The organism is Streptomyces sp. NPDC030143 (genome assembly GCF_055573695.1).
In genome coordinates, this window is sequence record NZ_JBVIAY010000012.1 from 99,153 (window position 1) to 114,634 (window position 15,482).

Here is a 15,482-nt window from a genome sequence, read left to right on the forward strand (position 1 = left end):
AGGAAACTCCTTTACTGATGAACGGCCTCGACCCCCACGCCTACGTCGAAGACCGGTCGCCGGGGACCGGACGGCTGCGGCCGCGCGCCGCGTTCGCTTCCGGCCTGCCCACGATCGCGCTCGACGGCGACTGGAGATTCCGACTGGCGTCAGGGCTGGACGACCTCACCGGGGACTTCGCCGCGCCGGACTTCGACGACACGGCCTGGGACCTGCTCGCCGTTCCGTCCTGCTGGCAGATGAACGGCCTGCCCGGCGAGCCGCGCTACGGTGCCCCGGCCTACACCAACGTCCTGTACCCGTTCCCGGTCGACCCGCCGCGGGTGCCCCGGCAGAACCCGACCGGCGAGTACCGCCGCGAGCTCGACGTTCCGGACGGGTTCCCGGCATCGGCTGCGGTGCTCCGGTTCGAGGGCGTCGACTCCGCGTTCGCGGTGTGGCTCAACGGGATCCGGCTCGGCGACGGCAAGGGCAGCCGGCTGACCACCGAGTTCGACGTCTCCGCCGTTCTGCGGCCCGGCCGGAACGTGCTCGCGGTCCGCGTGCACCAGTGGTCGTCCGGCAGCTACCTGGAAGACCAGGACATGTGGTGGCTGTCCGGGATCTTCCGGTCGGTGTCCGTGGCAGCCCGCGGTGTCGAGGACTTCTTCGTCCACGCCGCCTATGACCACACGACGGGGCAGGGCACCCTGGCCGTCGACGTCACCGCCCCCACCCGGGTGTCGCTGTCGGTGCCCGAACTCGGCCTGTCCGGCGTCGACCCGGCCGGCCCGTACGTGATCGACGGCGTCGAGCCCTGGTCGGACGAGCGGCCGCGCCTGTACGCGGGGGAACTGGTCTCCGAAGCAGGGGAGCGGATACCCCTGCGCATCGGCTTCCGCACCGTGGCCGTCGTGGACGGTGTCCTGACCGTGAACGGCAGGCCGATCTCCCTGCGGGGCGTCAACCGCCACGAATGGCATCCGCTGACGGGGCGGACCCTGACCGAGGACACCATGCTGACCGACGTGCTGCTCATGAAGCAGCACAACATCAACGCCGTGCGCACCAGCCACTACCCGCCCGACCACCGTTTCCTGGACCTGTGCGACGAGCACGGCCTGTGGGTGTTCTGCGAGGGCGACCTCGAGACGCACGGCTTCGAGCCGGGCGCCTGGCAGCGCAATCCCAGCGACGACCCCGCATGGCGCGAGGCGTACCTGGACCGGGCCGCCCGGCTGGTGGAACGCGACAAGAACCACCCTTCGGTCATCGTCTGGTCTCTGGGGAACGAGTCCGGCACCGGATCGAACCTGGCCGCCGCGGCCGCGTGGGTCCGGCACCGCGACGACAGTCGCCTGATCCACTACGAAGGCGACCACGAGAGCTGCGCCTACGTCGACCTGTACTCCCGCATGTACATCGGCGTGGACGAGCTGGCCGCGGTGGGGCGCGGCCAGGAACCTCCGACAGCTGATCCGATCGACGACGCCCACCGCCGGGCCCTTCCGGCCGTGCTGTGCGAGTACGGGCACGCCATGGGCACCGGTCCCGGCGGCTTGTCCGAGTACCAGCAGGTCATCGACGCGCACCCCCGCCTGGCCGGCGGATTCATCTGGGAGTGGATCGACCACGGGATCCTCCGGCGCACCGAACAGGACGCCCCCCACTCGTTCTACGCCTACGGCGGCGACTTCGGAGAGGAGATCCACGACGGCAACTTCGTCGCCGACGGGCTGCTCTTCCCGAACCGCACGCCGTCGCCGGGCCTGGTCGAGTACAAGAAGGTCATCGAACCGGTCCGGATCCACGTCGACCCGGCGGCGCGGCGGATCGCCGTGCACAACCTGCACCACGTCCGCGACACCGGCTACCTGGACTTCCAGTGGACCGTCGAGGACGGCGGCGAGCCGGCCGGCTCCGGCGGCCTGACCGTGCCCCCGACCGCACCGGGCGCGACGACAGCCGTCGAATGGCCCGCCGACCTCGCCGCCGCGTTCGATTCGGTGCGCAAGAACGGCTCCGGCGACGAGGTGTGGCTGACCGTGACCGCGGTGCTCGCCGCCGACGAGATCTGGGCCCCGGCCGGCCACGAGATCGCCTGGGCGCAGGGGCTGGTCATGGCCCCCGCCGCCTCGCCGGTCCCCTCCAGGCCGGCGCCGGCTATCGCCCACGACGCGGACATCACACTGGGTCCCGCGCGGTTCGACGCCCGCAGCGGGGTGCTGATCCGGCTCGGCGACCTGGAGCTCGACGGGCCCAGGCTGGACATCTGGCGTGCCCCGATCGACAACGACCTGCTCAACGCCTTCGGCGAGCCGCAGATCACCGCCTGGCTCGCCGCCGGACTGAACCGGATGCGCCATGAGGTCCTGAGCGTCGAGCCCGACGCACAAGGACTCACGGTCACCGCCCGGCTCGCCGCCGTCGGGTCCTCCTCCGGGCTCGGCGTGGTCTACCGCTGGACGGCCTGCGACGGACCCGATGCGGGCCAGACCCGGCTCCGGCTGGAATGCGCCGTCACCCCTGACGGCGCATGGTCGGTGCCGCTGCCCCGTCTGGGGATCGCGCTGTCACTGCCCGGCACCGACGCCGAGGTCGAGTGGTTCGGCCTCGGTCCCGGCGAGGCGTACCGCGACTCCCGTGCCGCGGCTCGCGTCGGCCGCTACCGGTCGACCGTCTCGGCGATGCAGACCCCCTATGTCCGCCCGCAGGAGAACGGCAACCGCCACCATGTCCGCCGCACCCGGATCACCACCGCGGACGGCTCCCTGCGCATCACGGGCGACCCGGTCATCGACCTGACCGTGCGTCCTTGGAGCACCGCAGCCCTGGCCGCCGCGGCCCACCAGCACGACCTGGTCGGCGACGGCAGACTCCATCTCCACCTCGACCACGCGCACCACGGCCTCGGCAGCGCGGCCTGCGGCCCGGGCCCGTCGGCATCGGACGTCCTCGCCGCGGTCCCGACGGTGTTCCGCGTGGAGTTCAGCACCGGCCGGTAGGCGGGCCTGGCCGCCCGCCCACCGACAGTCCAGCAGGTCAGTCCCCCGTCACGAAGGGTTTCCCTCACATGGACAGCACCACCATACGCACTCGCAGACTCCTGGCGCTCGCCACCGCGGTGGTCATCGCGTTCGGCGTCGGCGCGTGCAGCAGCGACAAGAACACCGACGCCGCGGAATCGGGCCAGAGCGGGCCGGTGAAGATGGAGTTCTGGGGCTGGGCCGACTACGAGAAGATCGTCGACCAGTGGAACGCCGCCCACCCGGACAGCAAGGTCACCTTCAAGAAGATCCCGTCGGGCCCCAAGGGCGGCTACACCCAGATCAGCAACGCGCTCACCGCCGGCGAGGGCCCGTGTCTGGCCCAGATCGAGTACCAGAACATCCCGTCGATGCTCGTGAGGAACTCGGTCATGGACATCACGCAGTACGCGAGCGACGGCATGGCCAAGTACGTCCCGTCGGCCGTCTCCTCCTCCAGCGTCGGCGGCAAGATCTACGGGGTTCCGGTGGACGTCGGCCCGATGGTCCTCTTCTACCGCAAGGACCTGTTCGCCAAGTACGGCATCACCAAGCCGCCGGCCACCTGGGCCGAGTACAAGGCCGACGCCGAGAAGGTCACCGCCGCCGACCCCGGTGTGAAGTTCGGCCCCATGCTCGGTGACGCCGGCGGTTTGGCGGCCCTCACCCTGCAGACCGGCCAGTCCTGGTACTCGGCCAAGGAGAACAGCTGGACCGTCAGCATCGACAACCCCGGCACCCGCAAGGTCGCCTCCTATTGGCAGGACCTGAAGGACCAGGGTCTGGTGGCGAAGCACGGCAGCGCCTGGGACCCGCAGTTCAACAAGGCCTCCGAAGCCGGCAAGGTGCTGACGTTCGTCGCCCCGGCCTGGGCCGCCGGCGGTCTGAAGTCGGACCTGAAGGCCCTGTCCGGCAAGTGGAGGGTCGCCCCGATGCCGACCTGGGAGGCCGGCGACGGCACGAGCGCCAGCGGCGGCGGCTCGGCCACCTCGGTGATGACCGGATGCAAGACGCCCCGCGAAGCAGTGCAGTTCGCCGATTTTCTGTCCAGTGACCCGCAGGCCGTGAAGACGGGCATCGAAGGCGGGCTGTACCCCGCGTCGAAGGCCGGACAGGACGACCCGTCACTCACGGGGGGTGACCCGTACTTCGGCGGCCAGAAGGTCGGTGACGTGTACAAGACCTCCGCCGCGCAGGTACCCAGCACCTGGACCAACGGCCCGACCTTCCAGCAGGTCGAGACGGACTTCACCGGCGCCATGGGCAAGGGCACCCTGCCGGACGCGGTCACCAAGGTCCAGGCCTCGACGGTCGCCGCGATCAAGAAGCTCGGACTGCCGGTAACCAACGGCTGAGGCAGCGGGACTCCAGCCGCCCTGAAGGGTTCCCGCGGCCGCCCGTACCAGGCGCCGCGGGAAACCCGCTCCCTGACGACGAACCGTCCAGCGAGGTTTCCATGAGCAGTCCCAGCAGCACCCGGACCGCGTCGCCGCCGCGGCCGGCGCCCGCGGTCACCCCCCGAGTCCCCCCCGCCGGTCGGCCTCGGCGCGCCGGCCGCCGTGCCGCGTTGACCGCGTCGGGTTTCCTGGCGCCGTTCGCGGTGCTCTTCCTGACCATGATGGTCGCGCCGATCGGCTACGCGATCTACCAGAGCTTCTTCACCGTCCGCCGCGCCGGGCTGTTCGGCGGTACGCAGTCCACCGAGTTCACGGGGCTGTCCAACTACGCCGCCGCCTTCGGCGACCACGACTTCACCGCGTCGATCATCCGGGTCGTGCTCCTTGGCTGCGTCCAGGTCCCGGTCATGCTCGGCCTGGCCCTCCTGCTCGCGCTCCTGCTCGACTCCCGCTCGGCCCGGCTGCGCAAGACCTACCGGCTGACGTTCTTCCTGCCCTACGCGCTGCCGGGTGCGATCGCCGCGCTGATGTGGTCCTTCCTCCTGGTGAAAGACCTCTCGCCGTTCACCGGACCACTGTCCCACCTCGGGATCGACACCGACTTCCTGTCGCCGTCGTGGGTTCCGGTCTCGATCGGGAACATGATCACGTGGGGCTGGACCGGCTACAACATGCTGATCATCTACTCCGCGCTGCAGACGATCCCGGCCGAGGTGATGGAGGCCGCCGCGCTCGACGGCTGCACCGGATGGCGCCTGGCATGGGCGGTGAAGATCCCGCTGGTGCGTCCCGCGCTGGTGCTGACCACGGTCTTCTCCATCATCGGCACGGCGCAGCTGTACACCGAGCCGGCGGTCCTTGTCGGCGCGCGCATCCCGGGCGTCGACCCGAAGTTCTCCCCGATCATGAACACGACCGTGGCCATGGACGTGGGCGGCCAGAACCTGGCCGCCGCCCAATCGGTCGTGCTCGCGGTGATCACCCTCGTGCTCTCGTTCGGCTTTCTCAAGTACAACCAGCGCAAGGGAGCGATGGCATGAGCGTGATTTCGGCCGGCCGACCGACCCGACCGGCCCGCCGCGGCACCGACATCGCGAGCAAGGTCGTCGTCAACGGCATGCTGGGCCTGATGGCCCTGTACACGCTGATCCCGCTGTGGTGGCTGTTCGTCTCCGCGACCAAAGCCTCGGGCTACCTCTATACCGGTACGCCGCTGTGGTTCTCCCACTTCGACCTGGCCACCAACATCCAGGACGTGTTCAGCTTCGAGGGCGGCATCTTCTCCACCTGGCTCGCCAACAGCGCGCTGTACAGCCTCGTCGGCGCCACCGTCGGCACCCTGCTGTCCGCGATGGCCGGCTACGCGCTGTCCAAGTTCAGCTTCCGCGGCCGGGAAAGCGTGTTCAACGTCATCCTCGCCTCGGTTCTCATCCCGGCGCCGATGTTCGCCCTGCCGTTGTTCCTGCTCATGGCCAAGCTCGACATCACCAACTCCTACTGGTCGGTGCTGCTGCCCAGCTGTGTCAGCCCGTTCGGCGTCTACCTGTGCCGGATCTTCGCCGCGGCCTCCGTCCCGGACGAACTCCTTGAGGCCGCACGGCTCGACGGAGCAGGCGAACAGCGCACCTTCTTCCGGATCGCCCTGCCGCTGATGGCTCCGGCACTGGTGACCGTCTTCCTGTTCCAGTTCGTCGGCATCTGGAACAACTACCTGCTGCCCTCGCTCATGCTCAACACCCCCTCACTGCAGCCCGTCACGGTGGGCCTGGTGCAGTGGCGCTCGGAGTTCGCCAGCGGAGTGCCGCCGTTGCTGCCGATCACCGGTGCGTTCCTGTCGCTGATCCCTCTGCTCGTCGCCTTCGTCAGCCTCCAGCGGTTCTGGCGCAAGGGCCTGACCGCAGGCTCCGTCAAGTAGCGCGTTCGCTGCCCCACGCCCGCCCTGAACTGCAAAGGACCACTGAATTGCCCCGGGCCCGCACAAGCTCGACAAGCAGGCCGTCATCGCTCCTGTCCGGCGCCGCACCTTCGGCTCGTTCGTCGAACACCTCGGCCGCTGCGTGTACACCGGGATCTACGAGCCGGAACAACCGAGCGCGAACGACGACGGGTTCCGTATGGAGGGTGGTGTACATATGGCACACTCGGTACGCTTGAGCACATGACGCAGCCGCTGCCCGTAAAGTCCATCCGCGACGTGCGCGCCCACCTGGCGGAAGTCGTGGAGCGTGCGGACCGCGACGACGTACCCACTGTCATCACGCGCCGGGGCAAGGAGGTCGCCGCCGTCGTCTCCATCGAGGTGCTGCGCAAGTACCAGGAGTGGGAAGAGCGCGAGATCAATCGGATCATCGACGAGCGCATGGCCAACCCGGCTCCCGGCATCCCGATCGAGGACATCATGAGGGAGACGCTGGCGCGCGGTGAGTGAGTACCGAACCGTCTTCCGACCCGAGGCGCAGGCCGAGCTTCGGAAGATCCCACGTGACATGGCGCTGCGCATCCTGGCCAAGCTGACCGAGCTGGAGAGCGATCCCCTCGGCTTCAACACCACCGCGCTCGTGTCGCAGCCGGAACGCCGTCGACTGCGAGTCGGCGACTACCGGGTCGTCTACACCATCGACAACGGAGAGCTCGTGGTGTGGGTCGTACACGTCGGGCGTCGCTCCACCATTTACGACACCTGATGCCGACCGATCCAGCGTCAGAACATCCAGCACCCATCCGGCACCGTAACGACGAAGGGGTCGCTCCCCAGAGGAGACGACCCCTTCTGACCTGCATGTTTGACCGATCAGCTAACGTGCAGTATGCGCATGGTCACACGTTGAAGCGGAACTCCACCACGTCCCCGTCCTGCATGACGTAGTCCTTGCCCTCCATGCGGGCCTTGCCCTTGGCGCGGGCCTCGGCGACCGAGCCGGTTTCGACCAGGTCGTCGAAGGAGATGACCTCCGCCTTGATGAAGCCCTTCTGGAAGTCGGTGTGGATGACGCCGGCGGCCTCCGGGGCGGTGGCGCCCTTCTTGATGGTCCAGGCGCGGGACTCCTTGGGGCCGGCCGTGAGGTAGGTCTGCAGGCCGAGGGTGTTGAAGCCGACGCGGGCGAGGGTGGCGAGGCCGGGCTCCTCGGCGCCGACCGACTCCAGCAGCTCCAGGGCGTCCTCCTCGTCCAGCTCGGCGAGGTCCGCCTCGAGCTTGGCGTTGAGGAAGATCGCCTCGGCGGGGGCGACCAGGGCGCGCTGCTCGTCCTTGAAGGCGTCGTCGACCAGCTCGTCCTCGTCGACGTTGAAGACGTAGAGGAACGGCTTGGTGGTGAGCAAGTGCAGGTCGTGCAGGAGTTCGTTGCGCTCGGTGCCCTGGACGATGCCGTGCGCGAAGAGGGTGTCGCCCTTCTCCAGGATCTCCTTGGCCTCCTCGACCGCCTTGACCTTGGGCGCGATGTCCTTCTTGATGCGCGACTCCTTCTGGAGGCGCGGCAGGACCTTCTCGATTGTCTGAAGGTCGGCGAGGATCAGCTCGGTGTTGATCGTCTCGATGTCGTCCTTGGGCGAGACCTTGCCGTCGACGTGGACGACGTTCTCGTCCTTGAAGGCACGGATGACCTGGCAGATCGCGTCGGACTCGCGGATGTTCGCGAGGAACTTGTTGCCGAGGCCCTCGCCCTCGCTCGCGCCCCGCACGATGCCCGCGATGTCGACGAAGTCCACCGTGGCCGGCAGGACCCGCTGCGAGGAGAAGATCTCCGCCAGCTTCGTCAGGCGGGCGTCGGGGACGCCGACCACGCCCACGTTGGGCTCGATCGTGGCGAACGGGTAGTTGGCCGCCAGCACGTCGTTCTTGGTCAGGGCGTTGAACAGGGTCGACTTGCCGACATTCGGCAGACCGACGATTCCGATCGTGAGCGACACGTTGCGACTTCCCGTACGTGAGAGGGCCAGGGGGCCGGTGGGCGGGCCAGGGGGCCAGGAGACCGGCCGATCCACCAGTTTACGGCGTGCCCGGCGCTGCCCCGGCGGGGCCGGCGAACAGGTGGCCGAGGTCTTTTCCCACGGCGTGTCCCGGGCCCCGCCCGCCCCGCGACCCCACCTAAGTTGGACCGGTGGAGCCACACAGGACGCGACCCCCGCGGTACAGGAACGGTTCGGTGCGTGTGCGGCCGCCGGGGCCGTCGAGGCAGTCCGGCAGAGCCCCCGCCGGGCCCGCACGCCCCTGCGCCGGCGCCGCGCGTCCCGTCCCGCCCGTGGTGGCCGCCCTGCGCCGGCTGCCCGACCCCCGGCTCACCGGCCTCGGCGCCGGACTGTTCAGCGGGGTGCTCATGCTCCTGTGCGGATGGCTCGACCGGCTGCTGCTCGGCGGCTCGCCGACGGCGTACGGCGTGCTGTTCGTGCCCGTGTGCCTGCTCACCGCGGCCTGGGTGCGCCACGGCGAGCTGCTGTCCGCGCCGGTCGTGCTGCCGATCGCCTTCGCCCTGGGCCTGCTGCCCCTGACCGACGTCGGCGACGGTTTCGGATCCCGGCTGATGGCCCTGGTCACCGCCCTGGCCACCCAGGTCGGCTGGCTGTACGGGGGGACGCTGGCCGCGGCGGTGCTCGTGCTGGTGCGCCGGGTGAGCCGGGTGAGCCGGGCCCGCCGCCGGGCCGGGGCGGTGCACGGGCCCCGGGCCGGGGCCGTGCGTCGGCCCCGGCCCGGCGGGCGGCCGCCCCTCACCGGCCGCTGGTAGTGCTTCGCCACGCCGGGGTGCCGACCCCGCCGTCCACGGCATGACGCGGACGACAGACAGGCCCCGGACCTCGAGGGAGGGGCAGCCGTCAGCTGTCCTTCGCCGCCCGCATCGCCGCCCCGACGATCCCGGCGTTGTTCTGCAGCTGCGCGGGGACGATCTCCGCCTTGATGCCCTCGATGTAGTGGAGGAACTTCTGCGCCTTGCGGCTGACCCCGCCGCCGATGATGAACAGCTCGGGCGAGAAGAGCATCTCGACATGGGCGAGGTACTTCTGGACGCGGTGCGCCCAGTGCTCCCACGTCAGGTCGCCGTCCTCCTTGGCCTTGCTGGAGGCGCGCTTCTCCGCGTCGTGGCCGTGCAGCTCGAGGTGGCCGAGCTCGGTGTTGGGGACGAGGACGCCGTCGACGAAGAGGGCGCTGCCGATGCCCGTGCCGAACGTCAGCAGGATGACCGTGCCGCTACGGTCGCGGCCGGCGCCGAAGGCGATCTCGGCGACGCCCGCCGCGTCGGCGTCGTTGACCACCGTCACCGGCAGGCCGCCGAGCCGTTCGCTGAACAGGGCCCGCGCGTCGGTGTCGATCCAGCTCTTGTCGACATTGGCCGCCGTGCGGATGTGGGAGCCGCCGGTGACCACGCCGGGAAAGGTGAGGCCGACCGGACCGGTCCAGCCGTAGTGCTCGACGACCTGCCGGACGCCGTCGGCCACCCCCTCGGGGTTCGCCGGGTGCGGGGTCAGCACCTTGAAGCGCTCCTGCGCCAGGTCGCCTCTGTCGAGGTCGACCGGAGCGCCCTTGATCCCGGATCCACCGATGTCCACGCCGAAGATCTGCATGGCTCCACGTTACGACGCCGGACGGACCGTCACGTCCTCACGCCGGGGAGGGACCGGACCCGCCGCGCTCGGCGACCAGGGCCGCCGCCTCCTCGCGCAGGTCACGGCGGAGTTCCTTGGGCAGCGAGAAGGTGATCGACTCCTCGGCGGCCTTGACCAGCTCGACGTCGCCGTAGCCGCGCTCGGTCAGCCAGGCCAGGACCTCCTCGACGAGGACCTCGGGGACGGAGGCGCCGGAGGTGACGCCGACCGTGGTCACGCCCTCCAGCCAGGCCTCGTCGATCTCGCTCGCGAAGTCCACGAGGTAGGCCTCGCGCGAGCCGGCGAGCTTGGCGACCTCGACGAGCCGCTTGGAGTTGGAGGAGTTGCGCGAGCCGACGACGATGACCAGCTCGGCCTCGGCGCCCATCTGCTTCACCGCGAGCTGACGGTTCTGCGTCGCGTAGCAGATGTCGTCGCTGGGCGGGGAGATGAGCTGCGGGAACTTCTCCTTCAGGGCGTCGACCGTCTCCATCGTCTCGTCGACGGAGAGGGTGGTCTGGGAGAGCCAGACCACCTTGGACGGGTCGCGCACCTCGACCTTGGCGACGTCCCCGGGGCCGTCGACGAGCTGGATGTGGTCGGGGGCCTCGCCGGAGGTGCCGATGACCTCCTCGTGACCCTCGTGACCGATCAGCAGGATGTCGTAGTCGTCGTTGGCGAACCGGACGGCTTCCTTGTGGACCTTGGTGACCAGCGGGCAGGTCGCGTCGATCGTGGCCAGCTGCCCGCGGGCGGCCTCCTCGTGGACGACGGGCGCGACACCGTGCGCCGAGAACATCACGATGTTGCCCGGCGGGACCTCCTCGGTCCGCTCGACGAAGACGGCACCCTTCTTCTCCAGGGTCTGCACGACGTACTTGTTGTGGACGATCTCGTGCCGGACGTAGACCGGTGCCCCGTACTGCTCCAGGGCCTTCTCGACGGCGATGACGGCGCGGTCGACGCCCGCGCAGTAGCCCCGGGGAGCGGCGAGCAGGACACGGCGGCGGCCAGGCGAAGCAGTCATGCGTCCCATCGTAAGGCCGCGTTCGGGGGGCCGGAGAACACCGGCGCGGCGGGACGCGACGGCCGCGGGACGGGGACGGAGAACACCGGCGCGGCGGGAGGCGACGGCCGCGGGACGGGACGCGCACGGCCTGGTTGTCGGTGGCGGCCACTACGCTCGCGGGCATGGCTCTGAACACGTCCGCCGAGACGCCGCTGCCCGTCGGTGAGGTCTCGCGGCTCATCGGGGGGTGGATCGACCGGCTCGGCGCGGTGTGGGTCGAGGGGCAGATCACCCAGTTGTCGCGGCGTCCGGGCGCGGGCGTCGTGTTCCTGACGCTGCGGGACCCCTCGCACGACATCTCGGTGAGCGTGACGTGCTACCGGCAGGTGTTCGACGCGGTCGCGGACGTCGTCGGCGAGGGCGCGCGGGTCGTCGTGCACGCCAAGCCGGAGTGGTACGCGCCGCGGGGGCAGTTGTCGTTGCGGGCGGCCGAGATCAGGCCGGTGGGCGTCGGGGAGCTGCTGGCGCGGCTGGAGATGCTCAAGAAGTCCCTCGCGGCGGAGGGGCTGTTCGCGGCGGAGCGGAAGAAGCCGCTGCCGTTCCTGCCGCAGCTCGTCGGGCTGGTGTGCGGCCGGGCGTCGGCCGCCGAGCGGGACGTGCTGGAGAACGCCCGGCACCGGTGGCCGGCCGTCCGCTTCGAGGTCCGCAACGTCGCGGTGCAGGGGGTGCACGCGGTGCCGCAGGTCGTCCAGGCGGTGAAGGAGCTGGACGGGCTGGACGAGGTGGACGTGATCATCGTGGCGCGCGGCGGCGGCAGCGTGGAGGACCTGCTGCCGTTCTCCGACGAGCAGCTGGTGCGGGCGGTCGCGGCCTGCCGTACGCCGGTGGTGTCGGCGATCGGACACGAGCCCGACAATCCGCTCCTGGACCATGTGGCCGACCTGCGGGCCTCGACGCCGACGGACGCGGCGAAGAAGGTCGTGCCGGACGTCGGGGAGGAGCTGGAGCGGGTGCGGATGCTGCGCGGGCGGGCACGGCGCTGCATGGAGGCGTTCGTGGACCGGGAGGAGCGCGGGCTCGCGCACGCGCTGGCCCGGCCGGTGATACAGGATCCGCACCGGATGCTCGACGAGCGGTCCGACCACGTGGAGTCGCTCGTCGGCCGCTCGCGGCGCACGCTCGGGCATCTCCTGGACCGCGCGGACTCCGAGCTGTCCCACACGCACGCGCGCGTGGTGGCGCTCTCCCCGGCCGCGACGCTGAAACGGGGGTACGCCGTGCTCCAGCGGTCCGACGGGCACGTGGTGCGGGACCCGGGCGAGGTGGCGGCGGACGAGACGCTGCGCGCGCGGGTGGCCGAGGGCGAGTTCACGGTGCGTGTCGAGCCGTGACGGGGCCGGGTCCGTGACCGGTGATCCGCGTTCCGTGACCCGTGTTCCGTGACCCGGTGTTCCGTGACCCGTGTTCCGTGACCCGGTGTTCCGTGACCCGTGTTCCGTGATCTGTGATGTACGAGTCGATCTTTAGGGTGAGTGGATGACCGACAAGGTGGAAGAGGCGCTCGGGTACGAGCAGGCGCGCGACGAGCTGGTCGAGGTCGTCCGCCGGCTGGAGGCGGGCGGGACGACTCTCGAGGAGTCCCTCGCCCTGTGGGAGCGCGGCGAGGAGCTGGCCAAGGTGTGCCGGCGCTGGCTGGAGGGGGCGCGGGCGCGGCTGGACGCGGCGCTGGCGGAGGAGGAGGCGGCCGAGGGCGAGTAGCGGGTGGTTCGGCTGTGAAGCGCGTCACCACCCATTTTGTTGAACATTGAACTTCTATCGCGTACCGTCGAGGACGTCAGCCGGTCCGGCCTTCCTTGGAAGCGGGCCGGGCGGACACGTACTTCGCATCCGTACTCCAGGAAGTTCACGCATGTCTCTCGCTCTCGACTCCGCCGCCCAGGACCTGCTGTTCCGTGAGGCCCGCACCGCGAACACCTTCACCGACGAGCCGGTGACCGAGGAGCAGGTCCAGGCGATCTACGACCTGGTCAAGTACGGCCCGACGGCCTTCAACCAGACGCCGCTGCGCATCACGCTGGTCCGCTCCCCCGAGGCCCGCGAGCGCCTGGTGCAGCACATGGCCGAGGGCAACCAGGCCAAGACGGCCTCCGCCCCGCTGGTCGCGATCCTGGCCGCGGACAACGAGTTCCACGAGGAGCTGCCGACCCTGTTCCCGGCCTTCCCGCAGGCCAAGGACGTCTTCTTCGCCGAGCGCGCCGCCCGTGAGAGCGCCGCGACGCTGAACGCCGCCCTCCAGGCCGCGTACTTCATCGTCGGTGTCCGCGCCGCCGGGCTCGCCGCCGGTCCGATGACGGGCTTCGACGCGGAGGGCATCCGCAAGGAGTTCCTGGACGACGACCACACCCCGCTGATGGTCGTCAACATCGGCAAGCCCGGCGAGAACGCCTCCTACCCGCGCTCCCCGCGCCTCGCCTACGAGCAGGTCGTGACGACGGTCTGACCCGGGCACCGGCACGACGGAGGCCCCCGGCGACGCGTTCACCACGCCGCCGGGGGCCTCCGTCGCGCCGTGCGGGTGCCCGCCGGCGCGGGCCGGGCTCACGACGTCAAGGCCTCAGGTGGGGGCCCGGCAGCGCCCGCGGGCGGGTCCCGCAGGGGGCCGCGGCCGGTCGGCCCGGAATCACCCGGTTTTCAGGGACTCCGCCATCTGGGCCAGCTTGGCCCAGGACGCCGTGCCGGCCACCACCGTCGTCGAGCCGTCCGCGCTCTCCAGGACGAGGGCGTCGTAGCGGCCGTCCGCGTAGCGGGTCCAGGTGCGGCCGGCGAGCTGTTCCGTGCGGTCCGTCCTGCGGGCGCCCTGGGTCGCCTCGTCGATGAACTCGGAGCGCTTCCGAGTGGACTGCTCGACCTGCACGTACTCCCCGTCGGGGGTGTGGAAGCCGAGATGCCAGGCGTCGAAGTCGTCCCCGCGGTACCGCACGGAGGTCGCCTTCCAGGCCGCCGGCAAGCCCTCGGGCGCCGCGACCGGGTAGGACGCCGCACGGCGTGCAGTGAGCAGCTCGACACGGTAGTCGACCCGCTTCACCTCGGGGGTGCTGTCGTCGTGCGGGATGAAGAGGTACATGACGACGCCCGCGACCATGATGAGGCCCAGGGAGAGCACCATGTCCCGGACCGTCTGCGCCTTGCCTTTCGAACCTGCCACGCCCCCCATCGTCGCAGGTGCCCGCTGCGCTCATCCGTGGGGTCCCCTGCTCATTTTGTCGGACGGACGATAGAGTCGGCCCTCGAACCCTCATCCGGCCGTCGTCGTATCAGAAAGGTGCGCTCCGATGACCGAGCATCATCACTTGCCGTCCGAACTCGATGTCCCCTCCGAGGCCCCCGACCGCAACCTCGCCCTGGAACTGGTCCGGGTGACCGAAGCGGCGGCGATGGCCGCGGGCCGCTGGGTGGGTCGCGGCGACAAGAACGGCGCCGACGGCGCCGCGGTGCGCGCGATGCGGACCCTCGTCTCCACCGTGTCGATGAACGGCGTGGTCGTCATCGGCGAGGGAGAGAAGGACGAGGCCCCGATGCTCTTCAACGGCGAGCGCGTCGGCGACGGCACCGGCCCCGAGGTCGACATCGCCGTGGACCCGATCGACGGCACCACGCTGACGGCCAAGGGCATGCCGAACGCGATCGCCGTCCTCGCGGCCACCGAGCGGGGCGCGATGTTCGACCCGTCCGCCGTGTTCTACATGGACAAGCTGGTCACCGGCCCCGAGGCCGCCGAGTTCGTCGACATCAACGCACCCGTCGAGGTCAACATCCGCCGGGTCGCCAAGGCCAAGCGGGGCACGCCGGAGGACGTCACCGTCGTCATCCTGGACCGGCCGCGGCACGAGGGCCTCATCAACGAGATCCGGGACACCGGGGCGCGCATCAAGCTGATCTCGGACGGCGATGTGGCCGGCTCGATCCTGGCGCTGCGCGAGGGCACCGGCGTCGACCTGCTGCTCGGCGTCGGCGGCACCCCCGAGGGCATCATCTCGGCCTGCGCCGTGAAGTGCCTGGGCGGCACCATCCAGGGCAAGCTGTGGCCCAAGGACGACGAGGAGCGGCAGCGGGCGATCGACGCGGGCCACGACCTGGACCGCGTCCTGACCACCGAGGACCTGGTGCAGGGCGAGAACGTGTTCTTCGTCGCGACCGGCATCACGGACGGAGAGCTGCTGCGCGGGGTGCGGTACCGGTCGGAGACCGCGACGACCGACTCGATCGTGATGCGGTCGAAGTCGGGGACGGTGCGGCGGATCGACTCCGAGCACCGGCTGAGCAAGCTGCGGGCCTACTCCGCCATCGACTTCGATCGCGCGAAGTAGGGAGAGAGCGCCGGGAGCACGGCGGCCGCGACCGTCGGCCGCCCTGTCCCGGCGTCGAAAGGGGCGCCCCGGTGCGGAGGGGCGCCCCTTTCGTCTGCCCGGTCGCGTTCGGCGCCAAGGCCTGTCGTTC

At 70.4% G+C, this 15,482-nt stretch carries 15 protein-coding genes and 1 pseudogene; 12 read left to right on the forward strand and 4 right to left on the reverse strand.

Features of this window, described 5'->3' with window-relative positions:
- Positions 1–17 precede the first annotated feature (17 nt).
- The 7 genes and pseudogenes from ACZ4YY_RS21480 (at position 18) to ACZ4YY_RS21510 (ending at position 7,086) form a co-directional block, all read left to right on the forward strand.
- Entirely contained in the window at positions 18–2,984 is a 2,967-nt protein-coding gene (locus tag ACZ4YY_RS21480) for a glycoside hydrolase family 2 TIM barrel-domain containing protein (RefSeq protein WP_468292369.1), read from the forward strand.
- A gap of 68 nt (positions 2,985–3,052) precedes the next feature.
- On the forward strand, positions 3,053–4,360 hold the full coding sequence (locus ACZ4YY_RS21485) for an ABC transporter substrate-binding protein (protein WP_468292372.1): 1,308 nt from the start codon (positions 3,053–3,055) through the stop codon (positions 4,358–4,360).
- Positions 4,361–4,461: 101 nt separating this feature from the next.
- Positions 4,462–5,442: a carbohydrate ABC transporter permease gene (locus ACZ4YY_RS21490; RefSeq protein WP_468292375.1), complete on the forward strand. Its 981-nt coding sequence runs from the start codon at positions 4,462–4,464 to the stop codon at positions 5,440–5,442.
- Entirely contained in the window at positions 5,439–6,317 is an 879-nt protein-coding gene (locus tag ACZ4YY_RS21495) for a carbohydrate ABC transporter permease (RefSeq protein ID WP_468292378.1), read from the forward strand. The genes ACZ4YY_RS21490 and ACZ4YY_RS21495 overlap by 4 nt, the downstream gene beginning before the upstream one ends.
- 47 nt (positions 6,318–6,364) lie before the next feature.
- Positions 6,365–6,522, forward strand: a pseudogene (locus ACZ4YY_RS21500) (alpha-L-arabinofuranosidase); the annotation flags it as partial.
- A 38-nt stretch (positions 6,523–6,560) separates the two neighbouring features.
- Entirely contained in the window at positions 6,561–6,830 is a 270-nt protein-coding gene (locus ACZ4YY_RS21505; protein WP_468292381.1) for a type II toxin-antitoxin system Phd/YefM family antitoxin, read from the forward strand.
- Entirely contained in the window at positions 6,823–7,086 is a 264-nt protein-coding gene (locus tag ACZ4YY_RS21510) for a type II toxin-antitoxin system RelE family toxin (RefSeq protein WP_468292385.1), read from the forward strand. Before ACZ4YY_RS21505 ends, ACZ4YY_RS21510 begins: the two co-directional genes overlap by 8 nt.
- Before the next feature lie 133 nt (positions 7,087–7,219).
- Here ACZ4YY_RS21510 and ychF read toward each other — a convergent pair whose 3' ends face one another.
- Positions 7,220–8,308, reverse strand: coding sequence for a redox-regulated ATPase YchF (gene ychF, locus ACZ4YY_RS21515; RefSeq protein ID WP_468292388.1), 1,089 nt, complete (start codon positions 8,306–8,308; stop codon positions 7,220–7,222).
- Positions 8,309–8,640: 332 nt separating this feature from the next.
- On the opposite strand from ychF, the gene ACZ4YY_RS21520 reads away from it, so the two are divergent.
- Positions 8,641–9,120, forward strand: coding sequence for a DUF6542 domain-containing protein (locus ACZ4YY_RS21520; protein WP_468292391.1), 480 nt, complete (start codon positions 8,641–8,643; stop codon positions 9,118–9,120).
- A gap of 88 nt (positions 9,121–9,208) precedes the next feature.
- Here ACZ4YY_RS21520 and ppgK read toward each other — a convergent pair whose 3' ends face one another.
- Positions 9,209–9,955 (reverse strand): polyphosphate--glucose phosphotransferase, encoded by a 747-nt coding sequence (gene ppgK, locus ACZ4YY_RS21525; RefSeq protein WP_468292394.1) that lies wholly within the window; start codon positions 9,953–9,955, stop codon positions 9,209–9,211.
- A 37-nt stretch (positions 9,956–9,992) separates the two neighbouring features.
- The gene (locus tag ACZ4YY_RS21530) at positions 9,993–11,012 is read right to left on the reverse strand and encodes a 4-hydroxy-3-methylbut-2-enyl diphosphate reductase (RefSeq protein WP_468292397.1); all 1,020 of its coding nucleotides are present in this window, start codon (positions 11,010–11,012) and stop codon (positions 9,993–9,995) included.
- A gap of 155 nt (positions 11,013–11,167) precedes the next feature.
- On the opposite strand from ACZ4YY_RS21530, the gene xseA reads away from it, so the two are divergent.
- The 3 genes from xseA (at position 11,168) to ACZ4YY_RS21545 (ending at position 13,485) form a co-directional block, all read left to right on the forward strand.
- A complete protein-coding gene (gene xseA / locus ACZ4YY_RS21535; RefSeq protein ID WP_468292399.1) occupies positions 11,168–12,376 on the forward strand; it encodes an exodeoxyribonuclease VII large subunit in 1,209 nt (402 codons plus the stop codon).
- Positions 12,377–12,521: 145 nt separating this feature from the next.
- Entirely contained in the window at positions 12,522–12,743 is a 222-nt protein-coding gene (locus ACZ4YY_RS21540; RefSeq protein WP_468292402.1) for an exodeoxyribonuclease VII small subunit, read from the forward strand.
- Between the two features lie 151 nt (positions 12,744–12,894).
- Positions 12,895–13,485, forward strand: coding sequence for a malonic semialdehyde reductase (locus ACZ4YY_RS21545; protein WP_468292404.1), 591 nt, complete (start codon positions 12,895–12,897; stop codon positions 13,483–13,485).
- Positions 13,486–13,665: 180 nt separating this feature from the next.
- On the opposite strand, the gene ACZ4YY_RS21550 is transcribed toward ACZ4YY_RS21545, so the two are convergent.
- Positions 13,666–14,190 carry a DUF4245 domain-containing protein gene (locus tag ACZ4YY_RS21550; protein ID WP_468292407.1) on the reverse strand — a complete coding sequence of 175 codons (525 nt, stop codon included), beginning with the start codon at positions 14,188–14,190 and terminating at the stop codon, positions 13,666–13,668.
- A 127-nt stretch (positions 14,191–14,317) separates the two neighbouring features.
- Here ACZ4YY_RS21550 and glpX point away from each other — a divergent pair, with 127 nt between their 5' ends.
- On the forward strand, positions 14,318–15,352 hold the full coding sequence (gene glpX, locus ACZ4YY_RS21555; protein ID WP_468292410.1) for a class II fructose-bisphosphatase: 1,035 nt from the start codon (positions 14,318–14,320) through the stop codon (positions 15,350–15,352).
- The last annotated feature ends 130 nt before the right edge of the window (positions 15,353–15,482 follow it).